The 20,029-nt window shown below is 42.8% G+C and carries 22 protein-coding genes; 16 read left to right on the top strand and 6 right to left on the bottom strand.

Features of this window, described 5'->3' with window-relative positions; translation table 11 throughout:
- The first annotated feature begins 470 nt into the window (after window positions 1–470).
- From BM375_RS09805 to BM375_RS09815, 3 genes are read left to right on the top strand one after another with little or no spacing between them, the layout of a single operon-like run.
- The gene (locus tag BM375_RS09805; protein WP_093365665.1) at window positions 471–3,794 is read left to right on the top strand and encodes a SusC/RagA family TonB-linked outer membrane protein; all 3,324 of its coding nucleotides are present in this window, start codon (window positions 471–473) and stop codon (window positions 3,792–3,794) included.
- Window positions 3,795–3,823: 29 nt separating this feature from the next.
- Window positions 3,824–5,176, top strand: coding sequence for a RagB/SusD family nutrient uptake outer membrane protein (locus BM375_RS09810; protein ID WP_093365667.1), 1,353 nt, complete (start codon window positions 3,824–3,826; stop codon window positions 5,174–5,176).
- Between the two features lie 5 nt (window positions 5,177–5,181).
- Entirely contained in the window at window positions 5,182–6,507 is a 1,326-nt protein-coding gene (locus BM375_RS09815; RefSeq protein ID WP_093365669.1) for a TlpA family protein disulfide reductase, read from the top strand.
- Window positions 6,508–6,539: 32 nt separating this feature from the next.
- Here BM375_RS09815 and BM375_RS09820 read toward each other — a convergent pair whose 3' ends face one another.
- The 3 genes from BM375_RS09820 to BM375_RS09830 all read right to left on the bottom strand — a co-directional run bounded on the left by BM375_RS09820 (window position 6,540) and on the right by BM375_RS09830 (window position 7,975).
- The gene (locus BM375_RS09820) at window positions 6,540–6,818 is read right to left on the bottom strand and encodes a hypothetical protein (protein WP_093365670.1); all 279 of its coding nucleotides are present in this window, start codon (window positions 6,816–6,818) and stop codon (window positions 6,540–6,542) included.
- A 28-nt stretch (window positions 6,819–6,846) separates the two neighbouring features.
- Window positions 6,847–7,284, bottom strand: coding sequence for a MauE/DoxX family redox-associated membrane protein (locus BM375_RS09825; protein WP_139227543.1), 438 nt, complete (start codon window positions 7,282–7,284; stop codon window positions 6,847–6,849).
- 112 nt (window positions 7,285–7,396) lie between these two features.
- The gene (locus tag BM375_RS09830) at window positions 7,397–7,975 is read right to left on the bottom strand and encodes a Crp/Fnr family transcriptional regulator (RefSeq protein ID WP_139227545.1); all 579 of its coding nucleotides are present in this window, start codon (window positions 7,973–7,975) and stop codon (window positions 7,397–7,399) included.
- A 278-nt stretch (window positions 7,976–8,253) separates the two neighbouring features.
- Between BM375_RS09830 and BM375_RS17185 the strand changes: the two genes are divergently transcribed.
- From BM375_RS17185 to BM375_RS09850, 5 genes are all read left to right on the top strand, one after another.
- A complete protein-coding gene (locus BM375_RS17185; RefSeq protein ID WP_170852633.1) occupies window positions 8,254–8,403 on the top strand; it encodes a hypothetical protein in 150 nt (49 codons plus the stop codon).
- Window positions 8,404–8,460: 57 nt separating this feature from the next.
- Window positions 8,461–9,333 carry a lysophospholipid acyltransferase family protein gene (locus BM375_RS09835; RefSeq protein WP_093365674.1) on the top strand — a complete coding sequence of 291 codons (873 nt, stop codon included), beginning with the start codon at window positions 8,461–8,463 and terminating at the stop codon, window positions 9,331–9,333.
- A gap of 57 nt (window positions 9,334–9,390) precedes the next feature.
- Complete coding sequence (locus BM375_RS09840; protein WP_139227547.1) at window positions 9,391–10,470, top strand: LytS family sensor histidine kinase; 1,080 nt, start codon at window positions 9,391–9,393, stop codon at window positions 10,468–10,470.
- A complete protein-coding gene (locus BM375_RS09845; RefSeq protein ID WP_093365677.1) occupies window positions 10,430–11,167 on the top strand; it encodes a LytR/AlgR family response regulator transcription factor in 738 nt (245 codons plus the stop codon). Before BM375_RS09840 ends, BM375_RS09845 begins: the two co-directional genes overlap by 41 nt.
- 81 nt (window positions 11,168–11,248) lie before the next feature.
- The gene (locus BM375_RS09850) at window positions 11,249–11,551 is read left to right on the top strand and encodes a helix-turn-helix domain-containing protein (protein WP_093365679.1); all 303 of its coding nucleotides are present in this window, start codon (window positions 11,249–11,251) and stop codon (window positions 11,549–11,551) included.
- A gap of 42 nt (window positions 11,552–11,593) precedes the next feature.
- Here the strand turns inward: BM375_RS09850 and BM375_RS17340 are convergent, their stop codons facing one another.
- Complete coding sequence (locus BM375_RS17340) at window positions 11,594–11,815, bottom strand: hypothetical protein (RefSeq protein WP_139227549.1); 222 nt, start codon at window positions 11,813–11,815, stop codon at window positions 11,594–11,596.
- 138 nt (window positions 11,816–11,953) lie between these two features.
- Here BM375_RS17340 and BM375_RS09855 point away from each other — a divergent pair, with 138 nt between their 5' ends.
- From BM375_RS09855 to BM375_RS09865, 4 genes are all read left to right on the top strand, one after another.
- The gene (locus tag BM375_RS09855) at window positions 11,954–12,595 is read left to right on the top strand and encodes a DUF6266 family protein (protein WP_139227551.1); all 642 of its coding nucleotides are present in this window, start codon (window positions 11,954–11,956) and stop codon (window positions 12,593–12,595) included.
- A gap of 188 nt (window positions 12,596–12,783) precedes the next feature.
- Window positions 12,784–13,170, top strand: a complete 387-nt coding sequence (locus tag BM375_RS17015; protein WP_139227553.1) for a hypothetical protein — start codon at window positions 12,784–12,786, stop codon at window positions 13,168–13,170.
- The gene (locus BM375_RS09860; protein WP_244525869.1) at window positions 13,089–13,823 is read left to right on the top strand and encodes a CHAP domain-containing protein; all 735 of its coding nucleotides are present in this window, start codon (window positions 13,089–13,091) and stop codon (window positions 13,821–13,823) included. The genes BM375_RS17015 and BM375_RS09860 overlap by 82 nt, the downstream gene beginning before the upstream one ends.
- Before the next feature lie 254 nt (window positions 13,824–14,077).
- A complete protein-coding gene (locus BM375_RS09865) occupies window positions 14,078–14,503 on the top strand; it encodes a hypothetical protein (RefSeq protein ID WP_093365683.1) in 426 nt (141 codons plus the stop codon).
- A 57-nt stretch (window positions 14,504–14,560) separates the two neighbouring features.
- On the opposite strand, the gene BM375_RS09870 is transcribed toward BM375_RS09865, so the two are convergent.
- Complete coding sequence (locus tag BM375_RS09870) at window positions 14,561–14,821, bottom strand: DUF1456 family protein (protein WP_093365684.1); 261 nt, start codon at window positions 14,819–14,821, stop codon at window positions 14,561–14,563.
- Window positions 14,822–14,995: 174 nt separating this feature from the next.
- Window positions 14,996–15,214: a hypothetical protein gene (locus BM375_RS09875; RefSeq protein WP_093365686.1), complete on the bottom strand. Its 219-nt coding sequence runs from the start codon at window positions 15,212–15,214 to the stop codon at window positions 14,996–14,998.
- Window positions 15,215–16,095: 881 nt separating this feature from the next.
- On the opposite strand from BM375_RS09875, the gene mraZ reads away from it, so the two are divergent.
- Genes mraZ through BM375_RS09895 form a run of 4 tightly spaced genes read left to right on the top strand, consistent with a single transcriptional unit; the run spans window position 16,096 to window position 20,029 of the window.
- On the top strand, window positions 16,096–16,569 hold the full coding sequence (gene mraZ, locus BM375_RS09880; RefSeq protein WP_093365687.1) for a division/cell wall cluster transcriptional repressor MraZ: 474 nt from the start codon (window positions 16,096–16,098) through the stop codon (window positions 16,567–16,569).
- Entirely contained in the window at window positions 16,562–17,476 is a 915-nt protein-coding gene (gene rsmH, locus BM375_RS09885) for a 16S rRNA (cytosine(1402)-N(4))-methyltransferase RsmH (protein WP_093365798.1), read from the top strand. The genes mraZ and rsmH overlap by 8 nt, the downstream gene beginning before the upstream one ends.
- Window positions 17,477–17,488: 12 nt before the next feature.
- Window positions 17,489–17,896, top strand: coding sequence for an FtsL-like putative cell division protein (locus tag BM375_RS09890; protein WP_093365688.1), 408 nt, complete (start codon window positions 17,489–17,491; stop codon window positions 17,894–17,896).
- 12 nt (window positions 17,897–17,908) lie between these two features.
- Window positions 17,909–20,029 (top strand): penicillin-binding protein, encoded by a 2,121-nt coding sequence (locus BM375_RS09895; protein ID WP_093365690.1) that lies wholly within the window; start codon window positions 17,909–17,911, stop codon window positions 20,027–20,029.

Below are 20,029 nucleotides of genomic sequence, written 5' to 3' on the forward strand. Positions count from 1 at the left end.
ATGCTATCTTTGCATATCAGATAGATGTGGGGCTGCTGTAATTCCGTGTCGTGTAAAGCCTCAGAAACTTTTGTAGCCACGGTTTGTAGCCCCACATGTATCAAATATGGCTACTTCCAAGAGACTCGCTAATCATAAGCGAGTATGAACCATAAAAAACAAATTCTAAAAAACAAAATCTCAGCCCCCGAATAATCTCGGTAGGGCTTGTCTGCATTTGCGGACATTCCTAAAATCGGTAAATGCTTCAAAGAAAACCGTTTTAAAAGTTATGAAAGAGAGTAATAGCATTCCGATAAGTAATCAACAATTGTACTAACTGTGTGACCTAAGCAAAGCTTAGGAGCATAGATGTTTTGACAGCCGAAAAAAGGTAAAAAGCACAGACTTAGGTCACACCCTAAAAACCTTAAAAACCGAGTGAAACGAGCTCTTTCATTCCATTAAGGTTCAATTAAATCCATGAAAAAATGAAGAATTTTTACAAGGGTGGGAGAGGTCTGTGCCTTTTACAAAGTGACAAACATAACCATCCTACTAAGCAAACCACAAGATTAAAAAGCTTATGGCTTAATGCATATGGCTTACTGCTGATATTTGTTTCAATGTTTAGTTTATCTGACGCCTGGGCGCAGTCGGGTCGTACGCTCTCCGGAGTGGTACGCTCGGCTGCCGAAGGGCAACCTTTGCAGGGTGTATCCATTCGAACCGATCAGCGACAGGCCATAACCGATAAAGACGGCCGATTTCAAATCCCAACATCACAGCAGGAGGGAAGCTTTGAAGTAAAGCACCTTGGGTACAAGACACAGCAGATTGCTTTTGATACGCGTTTTACCGTCTTCGACATTCAGCTTGAAGCCGATGAAAGTTATATCGAAGAAGTGGAGATTGTCAATACAGGTTACCAGTCCATCCCAAAAGAAAGAGCGACAGGGAGTTTTGTGCAGGTGGATAATGAGCTGTTTAATCGAAGGGTATCGACAAATGTCCTTGACCGTCTGGCAGATGTAACACCGGGTTTGATATTCAACAACGGTAAAGGAGCAGCTGCGCAAATGCGTATTAGGGGGCAGAACACCATCCGATCGGACGCATCAGCGTTAATCATCGTTGACAATTTTCCTTATGAAGGTGATATCAGCAATATTAATCCCAATGATGTCGAAAGTATAACTGTGCTTAAAGACGCGGCAGCAGCAAGTATCTGGGGTGCGCGTGCTGGCAATGGTGTGATTGTCATTACCACAAAAAGAAATAATATAACTCAACAGCCAAAGGTCACTTTGAATGCGAATACTACTTTTGGACAGCGACCTGATCTACATTATCAGCCGTTGATATCAAGTGCAGACTTTATCGATATTGAGCAGATGCTTTTTGAAAAAGGTTTTTATACTACGTATGAAAACTCGCTGAATAAAGTCCCACTTAATCCTGCCGTGGAATTATTTATAGAAAAGAGAGATAATCCCGAACGTGCAGAAGAGATAGATGGAAAGATTGCGCTCTTAAAGACCTATGATATCCGTTCGGATTATGAAAAATTCTTATACCAATCTCCTCTGATGCAACAGTATGCATTACGTATGGAAGGAGGTAATTCCAATAATCAGTACTATGCTTCCATTGGGTTCGATAAGAACCGTACCGAAGTTATACGAAACAACAATGATCGGTACAGTGCTACCTTGGGCAATCGCATTGTTTTCTTTGGTGACAAGTTGCAGCTTTCTACGCAAGCTGCATTCTCTCAACGGAAAGTTGAAAATAACGGATTTGGTAGCCTAACTTACAGTAGCCATAGAGGAGTACCTTCTACACCATTATTTCCCTATGCTCGATTGGTGGATGAAGATGGGAACCCCTTGGCCGTAACCAAAGATTATCGTGTCAGTTATCTGGAATCTGTATCGAATGATGGTTTATTGGATTGGTCTTATATTCCTCTGCTCGATCGGGACAACAACGACAACACTACTATTGGAAAAGACCTTCGACTAGACGCAGGGATTACATATAAATTACTGGATGCTGTGACATTAAGCGCCCAATACCAATATTGGAGTGGTAGTACGGTAACTCGTGGGCTGAATAACTTAGATAGCTATTTTACCCGAAATGAGATAAACAGGCTGACACAGCGAGATCCGTTAACCGGAAACCTGAGTTACGCTATTCCAATGGGAAGCATATTGGATATAAATGATGGAAGTACCCACGCACACAACTTACGTCTACAAGCCGATTTTAGCCATAGACTACAAGATGTACATGAGATTAACGGACTTGGGGGGTATGAAATTCGTGATCAGCAGATGGTTGGCGTACAATCGCGTCTTTACGGTTACGATGAACGTGTTGGAGTAAGCCAATCTGTAAATTACAAAGGAAGATTTACATCTTATTTCAATCCTTATAATACGTATAACATTATTCCGTATGTGGATAGGGAAATAGGAACTGTAGACCGATTCCGTTCTGTTTTTGGGAATATAGCCTATACCTATGATAGGCGTTATACGGCAACTGGAAGCCTGCGTTTTGATGAGAGTAATTTATTTGGCGTGAACACAAATCAAAAACGTGTACCGTTGTATTCCGTTGGTCTGGGGTGGAATTTAACAAATGAACGTTTCCTTAAGGTTAATGGTATAGACAGGCTTCACCTACGGGCAACGTATGGCAAAAGTGGAAATGTGAACAGAAGTATGACTGCCTATACAACAGCCTATTATAATATGCAGGATTACCTGACAGGTTTGCCTATGGCTAGCATTGCAACGCCTCGGAATCCTGATTTGCGGTGGGAGAAAATTACGACCTATAATGTAGGTCTTGATTTCTCTTTACTTAAATCAAGAATTTTTGGATCTGTCGAGTTCTATAATAAAGACGGAAGTGATGTCATCAGCCAGATGCCATCTCCGGGTACAAGCGGAATAAAGCTTTTGACAGGCAATTTCTCCGCGACAAATACAAGAGGGGTAGAAGTCATGATCAATACCCGACCTATTGATAAAGTTATCCGGTGGAGCAATCAGTTTCATTTTAACACAGTAAGAGATAAAGTGACCGATTATAACGGACCATCGTTTACAGCGTTAAATCTCATGAGCAATTCAGACGGTCTGACGGCCTATCCGATTGAAGGACGACCACTATGGGCTTTGTACAGCATGCCGTGGGGTGGCCTTGACTCCGAGAACGGTGATCCAATTGGATACTTAGAAGGGCAGCCCTCGAAAGACTATACTGCGATTATGAGAACACTTTCTGTAGACGGTCTAATTTATCATGGATCGGTTAGGCCGACATGGTACGGTTCATTTCGTAATATGTTGGAATGGAGGCGGTTTATGCTTTCTTTTAATATCAGCTATAGGGGCGGTTATTATTTTAAGAAACCCACGGCAAGCTATTATGATCTGCTAACTGGGATATCAACACATGGTGATTTTGAAAGAAGTTGGCAAAAGCAGGGTGACGAACAGCATACACAGGTGCCATCTTTTCAAGAAACTATAAATACACCAAGGGCACAGGTTTATACCTATTCTTCTGTACTTATTCATCGGGCAGATCATATACGTTTGCAGGATATACGAGTAGAGTATGAGTTGCCTTTGGAAAAGCTCCGTACGGATCGCAATATGCGATTGCGGGTATACGGTTACGCCAATAATTTGGGACTGCTCTGGAAAAAATCTAAAACTGAATATGACCCTGATTACGCTAGTGTCAACTATTTGCCAGTCAAAACCTTTAGTATCGGGTTAAATGCAACGCTCTAATTAAATAGTTCTAATTTAAAAGCATTCACATGAAAATTCAATTTATCTATTTATTGCCTCTGGTTATTTTGTCAGCCTGTTCTGCTGAATTCCTCGAGGTAAAGCCACAAAAGCAACAGGTTATAGTCGAAACGCTGAATGATGTCACAGCATTATTAGACAACTCAAGTTCGGTAATGAACCTTATAGATTACTGGCGGTTGATTTCCGATGGTGATTTATATTATACCGCTGATAAGTTATCCTCTATGTATGATTTTGATAGAAATCTATATCTATGGAAAAAGGATTATGACCCCAGTGGACTGTATACCTCGGCATGGGATTTACCTTATCAGCAAATCTTTTATGCCAACATAGTCATAGAAACCATTGATGATATAAAGAAAAGAAAGGGTAATGAGTTGAATTGGGAAAATCTGTATGGTAGAGCCTTATTCCATCGAGCATGGGCGCATTATCATGCACTACAGGACTTTGCAGAAGGTTTTGATATGGAGGTTTCTTTTCAATTGGGTATTCCCATTATTAAAGATAGCAGTTTTCCAAAGACTACTACACGAAATTCATTAATGGAAGTCTACGAATTTATTCTAGATGATCTTGATAAGGCGGAGGAATTACTTCCTGAACAGGCGGAGATAAAAACCAGAGCTTCCAGACAGGCGGTCTATAGTTTGAAGGCTAGGGTATACCAGAACTTAAACGATTACGGTTCATCATTGGTGAATGCAGAGAAAGCTCTAAACATAAGTAATCAATTGTTAGATTATAACCAAGTTTCTTTGACAGGAGGTTTACCCTTCTCAGGGTTTACTTACAATACCCACCCTGAAATTATCTTTTTTGCCAGTTCCAATATGCCATTTGTGGGCATCGTCGGAATAGAAGTAGCCGAGGATATTCGATCTTCCTATGAAGAAGGAGATATACGTAAGCTTGCTTATTTTGATGATAAAGGACTTTATATAGGTACCTATTCTGGAAATGCACAATACCAGTTTACTGGTTTGTCCATTGACGAGCTTTATCTAGTAAAAGCTGAGTGCTTGGTGAGGTTGGATAGGGTGGACGAAGGTATTGACGTGTTAAACACACTATTGAAGAACAGGTATAAAAGCAATCAATTTACACCTATTGGACATCTGCAAGCCGATAAGGCGTTGCAACTGGTGCTTAAAGAACGTCAGAAAGAACTGATTGGAAGAGGAACCCGTTGGACGGATTTGAAGCGTCTTAATCAGATGGAATCGACTAAAATCGATCTTTATCGAACCTATTTAGGAGAGACATATATGCTGCCAGCGAAAGATAGCCGGTATCAATTTGAGATACCAAAAGATGAACTGGAAATGTCAGGTCTTGAACCAAATGTCAGATAACAAGTATGGAAAAAATCAATTTAAAAAATACATCGTTCCTTTTTTTACTACTACTGAGTAGTTTAAGCGGAGTATCGCAAACCGAAATGCGAAATATCAATATCGGGCATGACGTTTCGGAAATCATTATAAACGGTATTCACGATGCACCATTCGAAAGCGTTATACTAGCCGATTATACCAAGGATAAATTATTAGTATTGGATTTTTGGGCTACTTGGTGTGTATCGTGTGTACACGAATTACCGAAGTTAGACACGTTGCAGAAGGAGTTTGCTGGTCAGTTGCAGATTATAACGGTCACATCACAAAGTCAAGAGGTCGTTAGAGGTTTTTTTGATAAAAGAGCAGTTAGGGGGCAATTCGTGTCGAAGTTGCCGAAAATATTTGCTGATACTACTTTAAAACAATTATTTCCGCATAATATAATACCCCATTATGTCTGGATTAAAGACGGTAAAGTTGTGGGAATTACAGAGAAAGTTGAAAAAAACAACATCCTAGAAGCACTAAGGGGCAGGACAATCAGCCTGCAAGAAAAAGTGGATATCCGGAAGGCAGACTATGACAGATATAAAACGTCGCTACTGGAGTTTTTTAACGGTCGAGGGACATCTTCACATCTTATGACAAACTATTCTTTTTTAACGCGGTTTGTACCTGAATTAGGCTATAACGGAGGTTATTCATCTATTCGTGATTCTACTGGGAACAGACGGATTACTGTGACCAATTTGAATCTGTTGAGCTTGTATAGAATAGCTTATGGACGAATGAAAACTTTTATCAATTTTGGCGCAATAGATGTATTGTCTACGGATAGTTTGGTGAAAATTTTTGATGTTTCTGGCCTAGTAGCGATGCCGATAATAGAAAACACATCGCTGTGCTATGAAGTTGTTTGGAAAGATGATCCAGAAGGCACTATTTTCGAAAAAATACAACAAGATATTAAAGTCGCATTTCCGCAATTTGAAGCAAGTTTAATTCCTGCAAATGACACCTGTTTAGTGATTGAAAGACTTAACGAAAATTTACTACATTTTACTTCTGTCAACACTTCAGATAAGACAAAGTATACTTTCGAAGAAGATTGTATTGTTATAGAAAATTGTCCAATGGATGGATTTCGTACGGCATTAGAATCATTGGTGTTTCAAAATAGTATGTTGCCTGTCGTCGATCAAACAGGCTTTACTGGCAGATTTGACATCAAGTTATGTGGGGATCTGAAAAATCTAGCGGTGTTAAACAAATCGCTCTTACCTTATGGACTGCAAATTGTGAGAAAAAAAGCAGAACATTTACGGCTCGTAATAACCCAAAAATAAAAAAAAGGGAGCATTTACAATGCTCCCCTTTTTTACAAACCAGGATAATTACCTCGTTGAACTTCTTGAAATTCGTTATTTGAATCTAAGATGGCCTTACATGGTCTGTTGGGATTTGGGGTGCAAGTTGCACTTCCAGCCCCTCCGGGAACAATTGTTTCCCAATTTGGTGTTTGGTCCTCGGCATCTGTTGGGGTAGTATTATAATGCGTTGCAACTTGAGTACTTGTCGCTCCGACATAACCTACTCCGGCGGAGAGCATAACGGCTGCTGCAGCCATTACTCGCCATAAATTGAATTGTTTTTTCATGATTCTTTAATTTTTATGAAATAAGATTTTAATGCCTACTCTTTTCTAGGTTTTCGGCTTTCCCCTTTATTCTATCATATATGATTAATCCTAATATGGCTATCAGTAACATGCTTATATTAAAAAAAAGATGGGTCTTGTGTCCCATACCCTGAAAGATGCCTCCACATGAACAGGGAATGTCTCCAAAGACGTGTAGTAAAATCAACCCGATATATAAACTAAAAGCACTTAAAAGGGTGATGGAGAGTAAGAAACCTGTTCTAATTCGAATCAATAGGAATACTACAGCCAAGAGTTCCGATATGGGTACAGTGTAGGCAAGTATGTTGGCAACGGGTTTGCTAAAAATCTGCTTCTGCATGGCATCAAAGTTTGCTTCCATATTCCCTAACTTCACAAAAGCAGCATAAACCCATAGCATAATTAATAATAGCCTGATGAGCTCAATGCTCGTATAATTCATTTTATTTTGAGTAGTAACTATCATCTTGATCTTAAACTTTACACCTCAAAGTTCGTGGCTAATAATTTCCAAAACGTACGCTATAGCGTACATTTTAAAAAAGTTTTGAAAACTATGAATGACGAAGATAATAGGCCAAAGCATGGTAATACTGACGGGTCGTGCTGTACCCTAGAAGGCTGCTGATCTGTCTGACGGTGAGTCGGGTCGCTAGGTTTGGAAAGTGTGTATGGAAATAAGCCAATCGCTCTTCCCGCGAAATCTTGGCCAGCCGTAAGAAATGCCGAAGCCTATTGAGTTGCTGTTGTTTCAGGATATGGTAGAGGTGTTGTAGCTCTGTGAATTCCTCGATAGCCTTTCTAAAATGTATGTGTGGAAGTTCGTAGATCGCGCTTTGCTTGTAGAACCTGATGTGGGTCTGTTCCGCACTTGCGCTGAAAGGATGCTTGCTGCCGTTGAAATAATCGTTTTCGGCAAGCACCTGCTCAATCTGGATATTGCTCGATGCGTCATGATGTTCCATTCCGACTACGCCCTCGAGGATAAAGCACCAATTATTTTTGACTTCATCTGCATGCAGATAGGTGTCTTGGCGATTATAGACCATGACCCTGCCTCGGTTCCTCAGGAAGTCCTGCGCATCTTCGCTTAAGATACCATAGCGTCCAAAATATTGAAACATCCTTACCATTTCCGAAGGGCTTATTGGCTTTTATGGTCAATATCTGCATCACTTAATAAACAGCAAAATAAAAGCGCAAACAGGGAGAAACGAGCGTGAACAGGGCAGTTGATGGCGTGAACCTGCCCTCTTTAGGCCAAAGTAGCCCTAGTTGCACCTTTTGTTGTTTTCTGTCTTTTTACTTTTCCATCTTCGGGCTATTGATTCAATAACCTCTGTCGACGGAGTCTGGGAAATCCAACCCTGCGATGTTTGGATACAGATTAAACAGTATAAACTAAACAATAATGGCCAATACAGTATCATTGGAAGAACTTGTTCAGGATGTAAGCATTTCGTTGGAGGCTATCTCCTTGTGTGAATTTGTAGCGCTGTTTTATGGCGGCGATGATGACAAGCAGGAGCCTGTTGACAAATGTGATATCTGGACATTTTAGCTACATGACGATCCCCGGCTCCGTGCCGGGGATCTTAAAATTTTCTGGAATAAGCATATGAAAAATGAACATTTAAATTTTACGTTTTTTAGCGCCAATATTCACCGATTCGCTCCCCATATCGGCTGGGATAAACATGAAGAACTGTACAAACAGTTTAAGGCATTCCATACCGTGGCGGATAAATGGGAGACGAAGGTGAACATAAAGACTTCTGGTGACCTGAAAAAAGCGGGTATTTTGACTGTTTTTCACTTGGGAAACCATGAAATATTACCTGTTGCGCTGGCCCGTTATGGCCTGGATTTCGACATTCTCCTGAGCCGGGATGTGTACAAACGCTTTGCTGCAGTATTGCAACGCCATCAAGCATACTTTCAGAGGCAGGGGAAGTCCGTGAATTTTCTATTTGCGGAAGAAAATGGGGTTATTTTTCAGCTCAAGAAAAGTATTCTGGAAAACCGACATATTCTCATCTTTGCGGATGGTAATCTAGGAAGTGGCGATCATAGGGCGAAGATGCTCCCTGTATCTTTTATGAATGGAAAGCTCTGGGTAAAATCAGGAATTGCATTTTTATCCTATCTCTTGCAGATTCCTGTATACGTCCTGTTGGACGATATGCGAAAAGAGGAATTGGTCATCGACATACAAAGCCCCATTGAAATCCATGCTGAGGAAAAGGGAGAAATCTTTATCCAACGCTGTATGCAAGAAATCTATGATAGATTGGCCACCCGTTTGGAACAGAGACTGTTTCACTGGGCTTGTTGGGCTTCTCTGCATACCAACGGTATGTTTAAAGAAGAAAGCCAACCGGCAGAAGTAGAAGCTGGTGCACAATTGGTTTGTTTGGAAGTTGGGAACGAGACATACCTTTTTGATAAAAGCAGCTATCGGTCCTTTAGGATAGAAAGGCAGATACCTTGACAACATACCTTGAAATTATGTAAATTTAGGCCTAAATAATCATTCCATAATTGGCCAATGTGGAAGACTAGCGTACGATATAGACCTCTTTTTGTGGTTTTTCTTGTAGTAGGTGTATTGTTGGTAGGCAATTACCTTACCTACGGCATTTTGCTGACTTTGCCGAAGGTGGGGGCGGTTCTATGTCCGTTCATATTGTACTACGGTTTGTTGTATAAGGTATTGTGGATGTTTTTGGATGATGGTACTTGGGAGAAGAACAAAGTTGTTCTGTTGTTCATAACAATCATCGTCAGTGTATATCCCGTATGTTACCTATTGATCTATAAGCTATACCCCATGTTGGGCGTTGTATTGTACAAGGAACACATTGTGTTTAGGTGGCCGGCTTTTTTAGGAAAGATAACATCAAGCCTTGTCACGTTGGTGCTTTTTAGCTTTGGGGCGGTTATCCTTTCTTATACACGGAGCAAGAGGCAGACGTGGAAAAATGAATTGGAAGAGGCTAAGGTACAACTGGAGGATATGAGTTATAGGCTAGGCCTGCGCGACATTAATCCACATTTTGTACAGGCGGTGATGATTACTGGTATTGGACGGACATTGATGGGGGCGGGTAAGCAGAACCACACCGCCATTATAAAGCTGACGGAGGTGATGCGGTATGTTTGGAATCTGGATGATGTGGGTATGCCCGACGTGATGCTTCTAAGGGAATGGGAACAGGTGAAAAACTTATGGGATATTCTGCTGTGGAAATATGGTCAGAAAAAAGTGAAACTGATACAGGAGGGGGATCCCGACAGACAGATAATGGTTGTCTCTATGTCCTTGCTGACTTTGATGGAAAATGCGATTAAGTATACGGATTTCCAGAAAGAGAATGCTTTGGTGATTTCTTTGTCATGCTGTGGACAAGGGTTCCGGTTTGTCTGTCAGAATTATTATGACCCACAACAGCGGATGCAACAAAAGTCTTCGAGATATGGCCTACAAAATCTTAAGCAGCGGTTGAAGCGATCTTCCTTGCCACTCGATCTGATTATACAAGAAGGGCAAGGATATTTTAAAGCCGAACTAAACAACATCAACACACATGGAAAACAAAAAGACATATACTGTAGCGATAATAGATGACTTCTTGGAGGAAATGTTCCTGATACAGAAATATGTGGAAGATCTGCCTTTTCTGAAACTACAGATCGTTGAGTCGGATCCTGTATTGGGGTTGGAGGAAGTGGAAAGAAGGACCGTTGATATACTGATATTGGATATGCAGATGCCCCGTCTTAACGGTGTGGCGTTTCTTCAAGCTTTGGAGCATGTGCCGGTATTGATCGTATGCTCCAATTATACGGAATACGTGTATGATACGGCTTTATACCAGGTGGCTTATATTCGTAAGACGATCGGAAGGCTTGACTTTGAAAAGGTTATTCAAAAGGCCATTCAGGAATGTGACGAACGCCGGGCGGCTTTAAAGAAAGAAGAAAACGTCATTTCGGTAAAGGCAGTCAAAGCTGCAGAGGGCAATATCTTAGTAGATTGTGATAAGCTCGGATATGCCGAGATTAGGGACAAGGTGATGCATTTCTATGGCGATGGTTACTTCTTGTCTGGGCGGATAACCATGCAAGAATTGAGTGAAGTGCTGAAGGCGCCACCTTTTATGCGCATACATAAGAGCTTTTTGGTCAATCTCGATTATATCGACTCATTCAACAGCAGGGTGGTCGTCATGAAGAAATCCAAAGAGATAATCAACATAGGGGACGAATATTACCCCAGTTTTAAAGAAGCTATGAAAACGTGGCAAACTAAGCCACAGACATAAACCTATTTTAATTTTGTTTTTAATTGTATGTAGCTATCAATTTTCCAGAATAGATACTGGAATGGTCATGCCCTGTTAAAAATGATGAAACGTAAGATTAATCAGTTAATTGAAACAGTAGCGACCATGAAAGATTTATTAGAACAGATTTCGGCAGTTCTTGTGCCGACTGACACCCCTGTGCAACAGCATGCGCTGATGACTGCAAAGGAAGTGCAGCACTTATTCGGCATTGTGCACAGTACGTATTACAGGTGGATTGAACGAGGTTATCTAAAACCCATTATTCTCGGCGGGAAGCATTATTATCAAGCGAAAGATATCTATCTGCTCTTAGAAAAGAGGAAATATCGGGAAAGGGGAGGCATGGAACAGGCTCCTTGATTTCTTCGACTTCTGTTCGAGAGTTGTTCGAGAGTTGTTCGACTATTGTTCGGCTGTGCTTCGGGACATGTTCGAGACAGCTTCGGGACAGCTTCGGGTTTTCTTCGACTGCGCTTCGACAATCCTTCGACTACGACTCGAAGGATTGTCGAAGCGTTCCCGAAGAGTTGTCGAACCCGAGTCGAACATGATAGGGAGAAGGTCGGGAGCATATCCGAAGAAATGCAGACCCATTCCCCGAAAATTATTCGAACAATATCCCATCTTATCCCACTTTATCCCGTATTGTCCCTTTAATTGTTGAACCGCCTCAATAGCGATAGTTTAGCTCTCGATATCAAAAAAAAGAGAGTTCGTAGCGCGCACGACGACAATGGTTTAACAAGTAAAGTAAAAAAGAAAATGGCAAGATTTTTAAAAGGAATCAATGGTGCCTACTCCGGGAAGGTAGGCAGTGTAATCGGAAGTAGATGGCGCAGTGTGGACTATGTACGTTCACTTTCTCGTCCAAGTAACAAATCGGCCTCTGATCTTCAAGTGGCACAGCGTGCAAGATTTAGATTGGCTATCGCTTTTTTATCCCCGATCAAGGATCTGCTGAATCTTGGTTATTCCGACAAACTGGAGGGACGGGCAACAGGCTACAATAAGGCTGTTCAGCATGCGATTAATCATGCGATTGTAGGCGACTATCCGGATTATGAACTGAACTATGCGGCTGTCCAGATAGCAAAAGGAGGGTTGTCCAACCTGTTGGCTGTACAATGGGAACAAAGCGCTCCGCAGGAAATATCCCTAACCTGGGATACCAGTACCAATAGATTCAATGCTTTCTCGGACGATACCGTGATTCTGCTCACGTACAATACAAACAAATCGTTTTTCAGCATCTTGGAGTCGGGAGAAAGAAAAGATGGAAGCTTGATAATTAACCTGCCGGCAGCCTATGCGGGTGACCATCTAGTCGGATGGGTGTTCGCAGGGCATCGGAATGGAGTGAAAACCTCCATGAGCTATTACCTGGGTGAAATTCTTCTCAATTAATCCTGTACACAGAATAGCCTAAGCGTAGAGGCACGATTAAATCGTGCCTCTTATTCAAAGAGCGCCTGTAACACAAAGACGAATCTGTTACATGATGCATCGCTTAACAAGAAGGATAGATAGAAAGAAATCTAATATCTCACATCTAATATCACAATACGCAAATCTCAATACCCAATACTAACAAAATGAACACACAACAATTACAACTCCCTCGGTCTATCCAGGATATCACCAAGGAAATAACCACAGCGCATAAAATAGGTCTTACGCTTACCTTCCTGTTGGGGCTGTTCCTCTTCTCGGGTACGCTCTTGCAGATCCTTGACCCCGCAGCAGGCGTGCTGGACATCGGTATGCTGTCGGTGCTGCTGTTCGGACTATTGGCCGGACTGGTCGCCGTTTTCGTTAGCCTATGGCTGCAGGAGATACTCTGGCGTCCGTTCAAATACTTTCGCAAACAGTTCTTTCACCATTTTAATCAATTGACATCATGGCAACAATGTATAATCTATTTTTCGGTATTCTTTTTATTGCTGTATGCAGCGCTGTATATGTTAAAAATTATGCTGTAGGGGCAGATGTGTCTATCCTTCGACAGGCTCAGGATGACAACTTTCGACAGGCTCAGGATGTCAACTCGGGCATTGTTAGGCTGAGCATTTTTAGACCTGTCACGTTGAGCCTGTCGAAACGCAACAGGTCTACCCCTGCGGATCCCAATATCTACCGTGAAAAAGATGTTCCCCCTTTGGCCTGTCTCGCCCAAGGCGATGGGCGTAGGTGGACTATCCTCCAGATCGCTACTGCCGAAATCGGCGTACACGAGGCCACGGGAAACAACGACGGCAAAAGGGTAGAGGAATACCTTGCCTACACAGGTTTGGGCAAAGGTCACCAATGGTGTGCCGCCTTCGTATCGTGGTGCTACGGACAGGCAGGGCTGTCCCGGCCCCGCAACCCCTGGAGTCCTGCATTATTTCCAAAGGAAAAGACATATCGCAAGGGCACCCACGAGGGGCGCCCCTACGAAAATCCTATCCAATCTGCAGATGTCTTTGGCATATACGGCATATCCGCAAAACGCATCAACCATGTCGGCTTGGTGAAATCCGTGCAGGGCAAATACCTCATCACGATCGAAGGCAACAGCAATGATCGCGTCGAATCCCGCCGCAGGCATCTCTCCACCATTTACGCCCTGGCAGATTGGTTGAAGAAAACGTAGGGGCAACCCTTGTGGTTGCCCTACTATCCGTAGAGTTGTCAGGGATTTGGAAGGGGCTCTCTACGGATTGCCCATAAAGGGGAGTCTTTGACTCCTGATGTCACATTGATTGGGGATATCCAAAAAGGTTGTTAATCATTAAAAAAACGCGTTCCCGAAAAAGCATTCGGGACGAGGAAAAATGACGAAGCCTGCCTACCGTAGGCAGGCTCATATCTCAATACTCATATCTCAATACCCAATACTATTAGACAATGAAAAGAATAATCTATATTATCCCGCTATTCACCATCACGGCCTGCCTCTCCACCAAGGAGAAAGCACAATGGTCAAATAAAACACAGAGTACACAGGAAGTAAGCAATGACAAACGTTACGGTTATACTTGGCAACAGGTGGACAGCTTCGGTCGTTGGTGGCATTTCCAGACCGATAGCAGTTTTCGTTACCATGCCGATAGCGGTATTACCGCAGGCTCCGGTTCACTATGGCTATGGGAAAAGGGGAGCAGTCTTACACAGCAGCAGGAACAGCTTGACCAACGGACAATCGAGAAGAAAGAACAAGCCCGTAAGGAGCAGTACAGCCAAAGGCAGTCCTTTAGGATGGAAGTCTATTGGCTGTTCGCGCTGCTGGCTATTGGGATTGTCGTTTGGTTAAAAATCAGGAGGCGAGTTTAAGAATTTCCCATATCTGTAGAAGAGTCAGCGAAAATACATTCCCATCGCGATCACTGATTATTCACCAGAATCGTTATGAGATGAACTTGATCTTTTATCCGGTCTCCGTCCGCGTTTGTAGATAATCAGTCCGTTGAGGAAATTGCGGAGAAACTGGTCACCACAAGGCTTGAAGTTCGGGTGGTCGTCTTTGCGGAATATTGCGCTCAGTTCAGTTTTCGTCACCTTGAAATCCACTAATTCCATGACCTTGATAATGTCGTCGTCCGTAAATTTTAAAGCCACACGGAGCTTTTTCATGATATCGTTGTTACTCATACTGTAAAAGTAGTGAAAACTCTGAAAAAATAAGATGCGTTTGGCCTGATTAGTTGATGTGCAATTTATTTTATTGCGTCTCTACGTCGTGGGGGATAGAAAAACGTATAAAACAAAAAAAGTCCCGCTCATAGAGCAGGACTTCTTACGTATTTTTAAATACTGTTGTTCGGATTACTGAACGTTTTTCAAAGAATCAGCGATAGAATCACCTTCAGCTTTGATTGAATCAGCTACATTGTTCAATGAATCAGCGATTGAATCAGTAGTGTTTTCGATTTCGTTAGCCAATGAATCAGCAGTCTCTTCTGTTTTAGTTTCTGCACCACCACAAGCAGCGAAAGCAACTGTCAAAGCTAAACCTAAGAATCCGAATTTGAATAAATTTTTCATTTTTTTAATTTTCTATTTAATTGAAACAAATTTGTTTTACATCCCTTTATACCTGTTACACGAACAAGGTAACCCAACTTTGTAAAAATATTTTAAAAACGTTTTGTCATATCTTTTTTACAAAGCCGGCGCAAATATAGGATTGTTTTGTCAAACTGCAAGAAAAAAAATGTTTTTTTTATGACTTTTTTAATTTCTCTCTGCTGTCGCAAGCTTAATGTCGTTAAAAAGCTTCCCCAACTCTCTCGCAAGATTGAGCGTAGCGGTATCTTGTGAGTATAATATAGCCTAAGTTTTCAACTTAGAAACGATGAGGTGGCAAGTTGAAAACTTGCTTTATTGCCCTTCCAAGTTACACTTCGTTAACCGAACGAAGTGAGTTCTGCGAAGTAAAACTTGAAAGAGGTGGGAGGCAACGAAGTCCCGCCTGAGGCGGGAATGATGTCAAAAACGCAGATTGGTTTCCTTCGGAGCTGCTTCGCGGTCGTCGCTGCGCTTCTCGCAATGACGCGTTTTGCGAACCTTTTTAGGCATCCTCCTACCGCTGGTGTAGGCGTGTCGCGTGTACCTCTATTTATAAAGCCACATCTGTTACCTTACCTCAGATTCCAATCACTCCCTCCACTTTCTCCCACGCATAGCTGTAAATACGCATTGTTGGCGTGAATTTATCCCTGCTTGATTGTCCTTTTATATATAAGGTACATATTACTGCCACGAAGGGTAATCGGATGAAAAGCCGTTTTAAGTGATTGTAGGCTATGTTTTTCTAGTAATTTGTAGCTTTTCTTCTATGTGGAAAACTTTTTTGTGTGATATTGTGGGGGAAAGTGGGAGAAAGTGTATACTTTTACTTTAAATTTAGTTAGGTATATAGACTAATGAACTATTTGATCGGAGAATACGAATGCAAGCTGGACGCCAAAGGAAGAATGGTGGTTCCTGCAGCGCTCAAAAGGCAACTGCCTGATGTTGAGCGTGAAGGGCTTGTTGTGAACCGTGGCTTCGAGCAAAATTTAGTGATTTATACCCGTGCGGAGTGGAACAGGATTCTGGGGCAGTTGTCTAAGTTGAACCAGTTCCAAGCTAAGAACAGAGAGTTTGTGCGCAAATTTACAAGTGGTGCAACGGAGCTGTTGTTGGACTCGGCGGGAAGAGTGTTGTTGCCTAAAAGTCTATTGGCGTATGCTTCTATTGATGCGGAAGTGGTGTTGATGTGTAATCTGGAGAAAGTGGAAGTGTGGTCAAAAGCGAAATATGAAGAGCAGATGGGTTCGTTGTCAGAGGAGGATTTCTCGGATTTGGCAGAACAGGTGATGGGTGGTCTTAATTTAGATGGAGGTGAAAATGGCTAACGAAATCGTATATCACGTGCCGGTGATGTTGCAGGAATGCATGGATGCTTTGGCTATTAAGCCGGATGGTGTTTATGTGGATGTGACATTTGGTGGTGGTGGGCACTCGCGGGAGCTGTTAAAGCGCCTAGGGCCAAAAGGACGTTTGATTGCCTTTGATCAGGATCCGGATGCGGTGCGCAATGCGATAGATGATGAGCGGTTTACCTTAGTGCATCAGAATTTTAAGTTCTTGAAAAACAACCTTCGCTTGTTGGGTATCAAAGAGGTGGATGGTATTTTGGCAGATTTGGGAGTTTCTTCCCATCAGTTTGATTCGCCGGGTCGTGGTTTTTCCATTCGTTTTGATGCGGATCTGGATATGCGGATGGATCAGATTTCGGATTTGGATGCCAAACGTGTGCTGAATACGTATGCGGAGGAAGATCTACATCGGATTTTTGGTATGTACGGTGAGATCCAGAATGCCAAGACGCTGGCCAAGACGATTGTAACGGCACGTCTGAATGGATCTATCGAGACAGTAGAGCAATTGAAAGAAGTGGTGAAAAGGCATGTGCCGAGAGGGAAAGAGCATAAATATCATGCGCAGCTTTTTCAGGCGTTGCGTATCGAGGTGAATCAGGAGCTGGAGGCTTTGCAGGATTTTCTGGAGCAAACGGTAGCGGTTCTGAAACCGGAAGCGCGTTTGGTGGTGATGTCTTATCACTCGTTGGAGGATCGCCTGGTTAAGAATTTTATGCAGAAGGGTAAGTTTAAAGGTGAGGTGGAGAAAGATTTTTTTGGAAATGAAATCAAGCCCTTCAAGGTGATCAGCCGCAAGGCGATTACTGCGGGTAAAGAAGAGCTTGAGGTGAATAATAGGTCGCGCAGTGCGAAACTGCGTATAGCTGAGAAAATGGCTTAATTTTTTTTGAAGATGTCGGGCAATACGATTAAAAATAAAGAATTGAGCGAAGAGGTCCAGAAGAAAATGGACGATAGCGTAGAGCAAAAGGTTGAAGAAACGCAACATTTCCTGCGCAGTATCTTCTCTGCAAAAAAAGTATCGAGTTATCTGGTTGCCAGAAACCTGCCTTTTGCGGCTTTTGTGGCTTTGCTGGGATTGTTGTATATCTCCAACAGGCACTTGGCAGAACGTACGGTACGGTCTATTGATAAGTTGGGAAGAGATGTGAAAGAGTTGAGTTGGGATTATAAATCGCTTTCGTCGGAATTGATGAAGCTAACCACGCAAACGGAGATTGCAAAGCGGGCGGATACCTTGGGTTTGAAGGAGCGCATGGAGCCGCCTATTAAGATAGAAGTAGTAAACGAGAAAAAATAACGCTTTTTGTCAATGAATATTAGGAAATCTATACTTATACGAGTGTACCTGGCGTTCGGGCTGATGGTGTTTGGGGCTTTATTGGTCTTCGGGAAGTTGCTGCATCTGCAATACGTGGATGGTGGTGAATGGCGTGCGATGGTGGATAGCTTGACTATACGCGAGCGTGTTATCGAAGCGGCGCGTGGTAATATTTATTCCAACGACGGAAGCCTTTTGGCTACTTCGGTGCCGGAATATGAGCTGCGTTTCGATGCAATGGCTATTCCGGAAGAGGAAAGTGATGTATTCAATATGAAGGTGGATTCTCTTGCGGAGCGATTGTCTGCGCATTTCAAGGATAAATCTTCGCGGCAATATCTGAATGCGCTGAAAGAAGCAAGGGCTAAGAAGCAGCGTTATATGCTGATTAAGCGGAATGTTTCGCACCAGGATTTGAAGGTTATCAAGACCTTTCCGCTGTTTCACACATTTAAAGAAGGAAAAAAACGGTATTCGACCAGTTTGGTGACGGTAAGGGAAAACAAGCGTATCCTGCCTTTTACCAACTTGGCGGCGCGTACCATTGGGTATAAAAATACCAAAGGCGATACGGTATTGGTGGGTCTGGAAGGAGCTTACGGTTCGTATATCGATGGAAAGAGCGGTTCGCAGTTGATGCAGCGCATTGCCGGTGGTGTATGGGTTCCGGTGAACCGGGAAGTGGAAGTTGCTCCAGTGGATGGTTCGGATATCATTTCCACTCTGGATGTTAACATGCAGGATATGGCGCAGCGTGCGCTGGAAAAGCAGCTGATTGCCAGTGATGCGGATAATGGCTGTGTGATTTTGATGGAGGTGGCGACGGGGGAAGTACGTGCGATTGCCAATTTCACGCGCGATAGCGAAGGTGTATTCCGGGAAAAATTTAATTATGCTATTGCGCAGGGTGCCGATCCGGGCTCTACGTTCAAGCTGGCGAGTTATTTGGCCTTGCTGGATGATGGTAAGGTCGATACTTCTTCTACGGTAGATATTGGAAATGGTACATACAAAGTGCCATCGCATACGATTAAAGATTCACATGCACCTAAAAAATCGGTTTTGACGGTTAAAGAAGGTTTTGAGGAGTCTTCTAACGTGGCGATTGCCAAGCTTATCAATACGCATTACGGTAGCAATCCCGCAAAATATACGGCTAAGTTGCATCAGTTTGGTTTGGGTAAGCCTCTTGGTCTGCAGATTCCGGGCGAAGCGACGCCTTGGGTGAAGACACCGGACAGCAAAACCTGGAGCAAATTGTCGTTGGTGCAGATGGCATATGGTTATGAATTGCGCTTGACGCCATTGCAAACCTTGACTTTGTACAATGCAGTAGCGAACGATGGTAAAATGGTGGCTCCTTTATTTGTAAAGGAAATCCGTCATTTGGGCAATACGGTACAACGATTTGAAGCGAAGGTGATCAACGGGCAGATTGCTTCTAAGGAAGCGATTAGCAAAGCGCAGAAGATGCTGGAAGGGGTGATGCTGGAAGGAACGGGCAAGCGTTTGCGCTCGCCGTTGTACAGTTCGGCAGGTAAAACCGGTACGGCACAGATGAATGATGGCGCACGTGGTTACGGTGCAAGACGTTATCAATCTTCTTTTGCGGGTTATTTCCCGGCTGAAAACCCGAAATATTCCATGATCGTGGTGATCCGTAATCCACGCAAAGGTTATTACGGTGGAGCGATTGCGGGTCCGGTATTTAAGGAACTGGCAGATATGGTTTACGCGAATGATCTGTCTTTGCACGGTACGTTGGCTAACCGGAAAGTAAATGTGGCGGGAGCGAAGGCGCCTTCTACATTGCAGGGCTCTAAAGAAGCTTCTTTAAAAGTGTATCAGGCGCTGGATCTTAATCCGACGAACCTGAATGCATTGATACAGCATAAAGATACGGCTGCAAAAGGTGTTCCTTTTGTGGAAGTGCAGATCAAGGAAGGTGTTGTTCCGAATGTAGCGGGTATGGGCTTGACCGATGCTATCTACGCGATGGAAAATGCTGGATTTAAAACGAAGGTAGCGGGCAAAGGTCGTGTAGTGAGTCAGTCATTGGCTGCCGGAGCGAAAATGAAAATGGGGTCATCTGTTGAATTGTTATTGAATTAA

The organism is Sphingobacterium wenxiniae, assembly GCF_900116225.1.
In the GTDB taxonomy this organism is placed as follows: domain Bacteria; phylum Bacteroidota; class Bacteroidia; order Sphingobacteriales; family Sphingobacteriaceae; genus Sphingobacterium; species Sphingobacterium wenxiniae.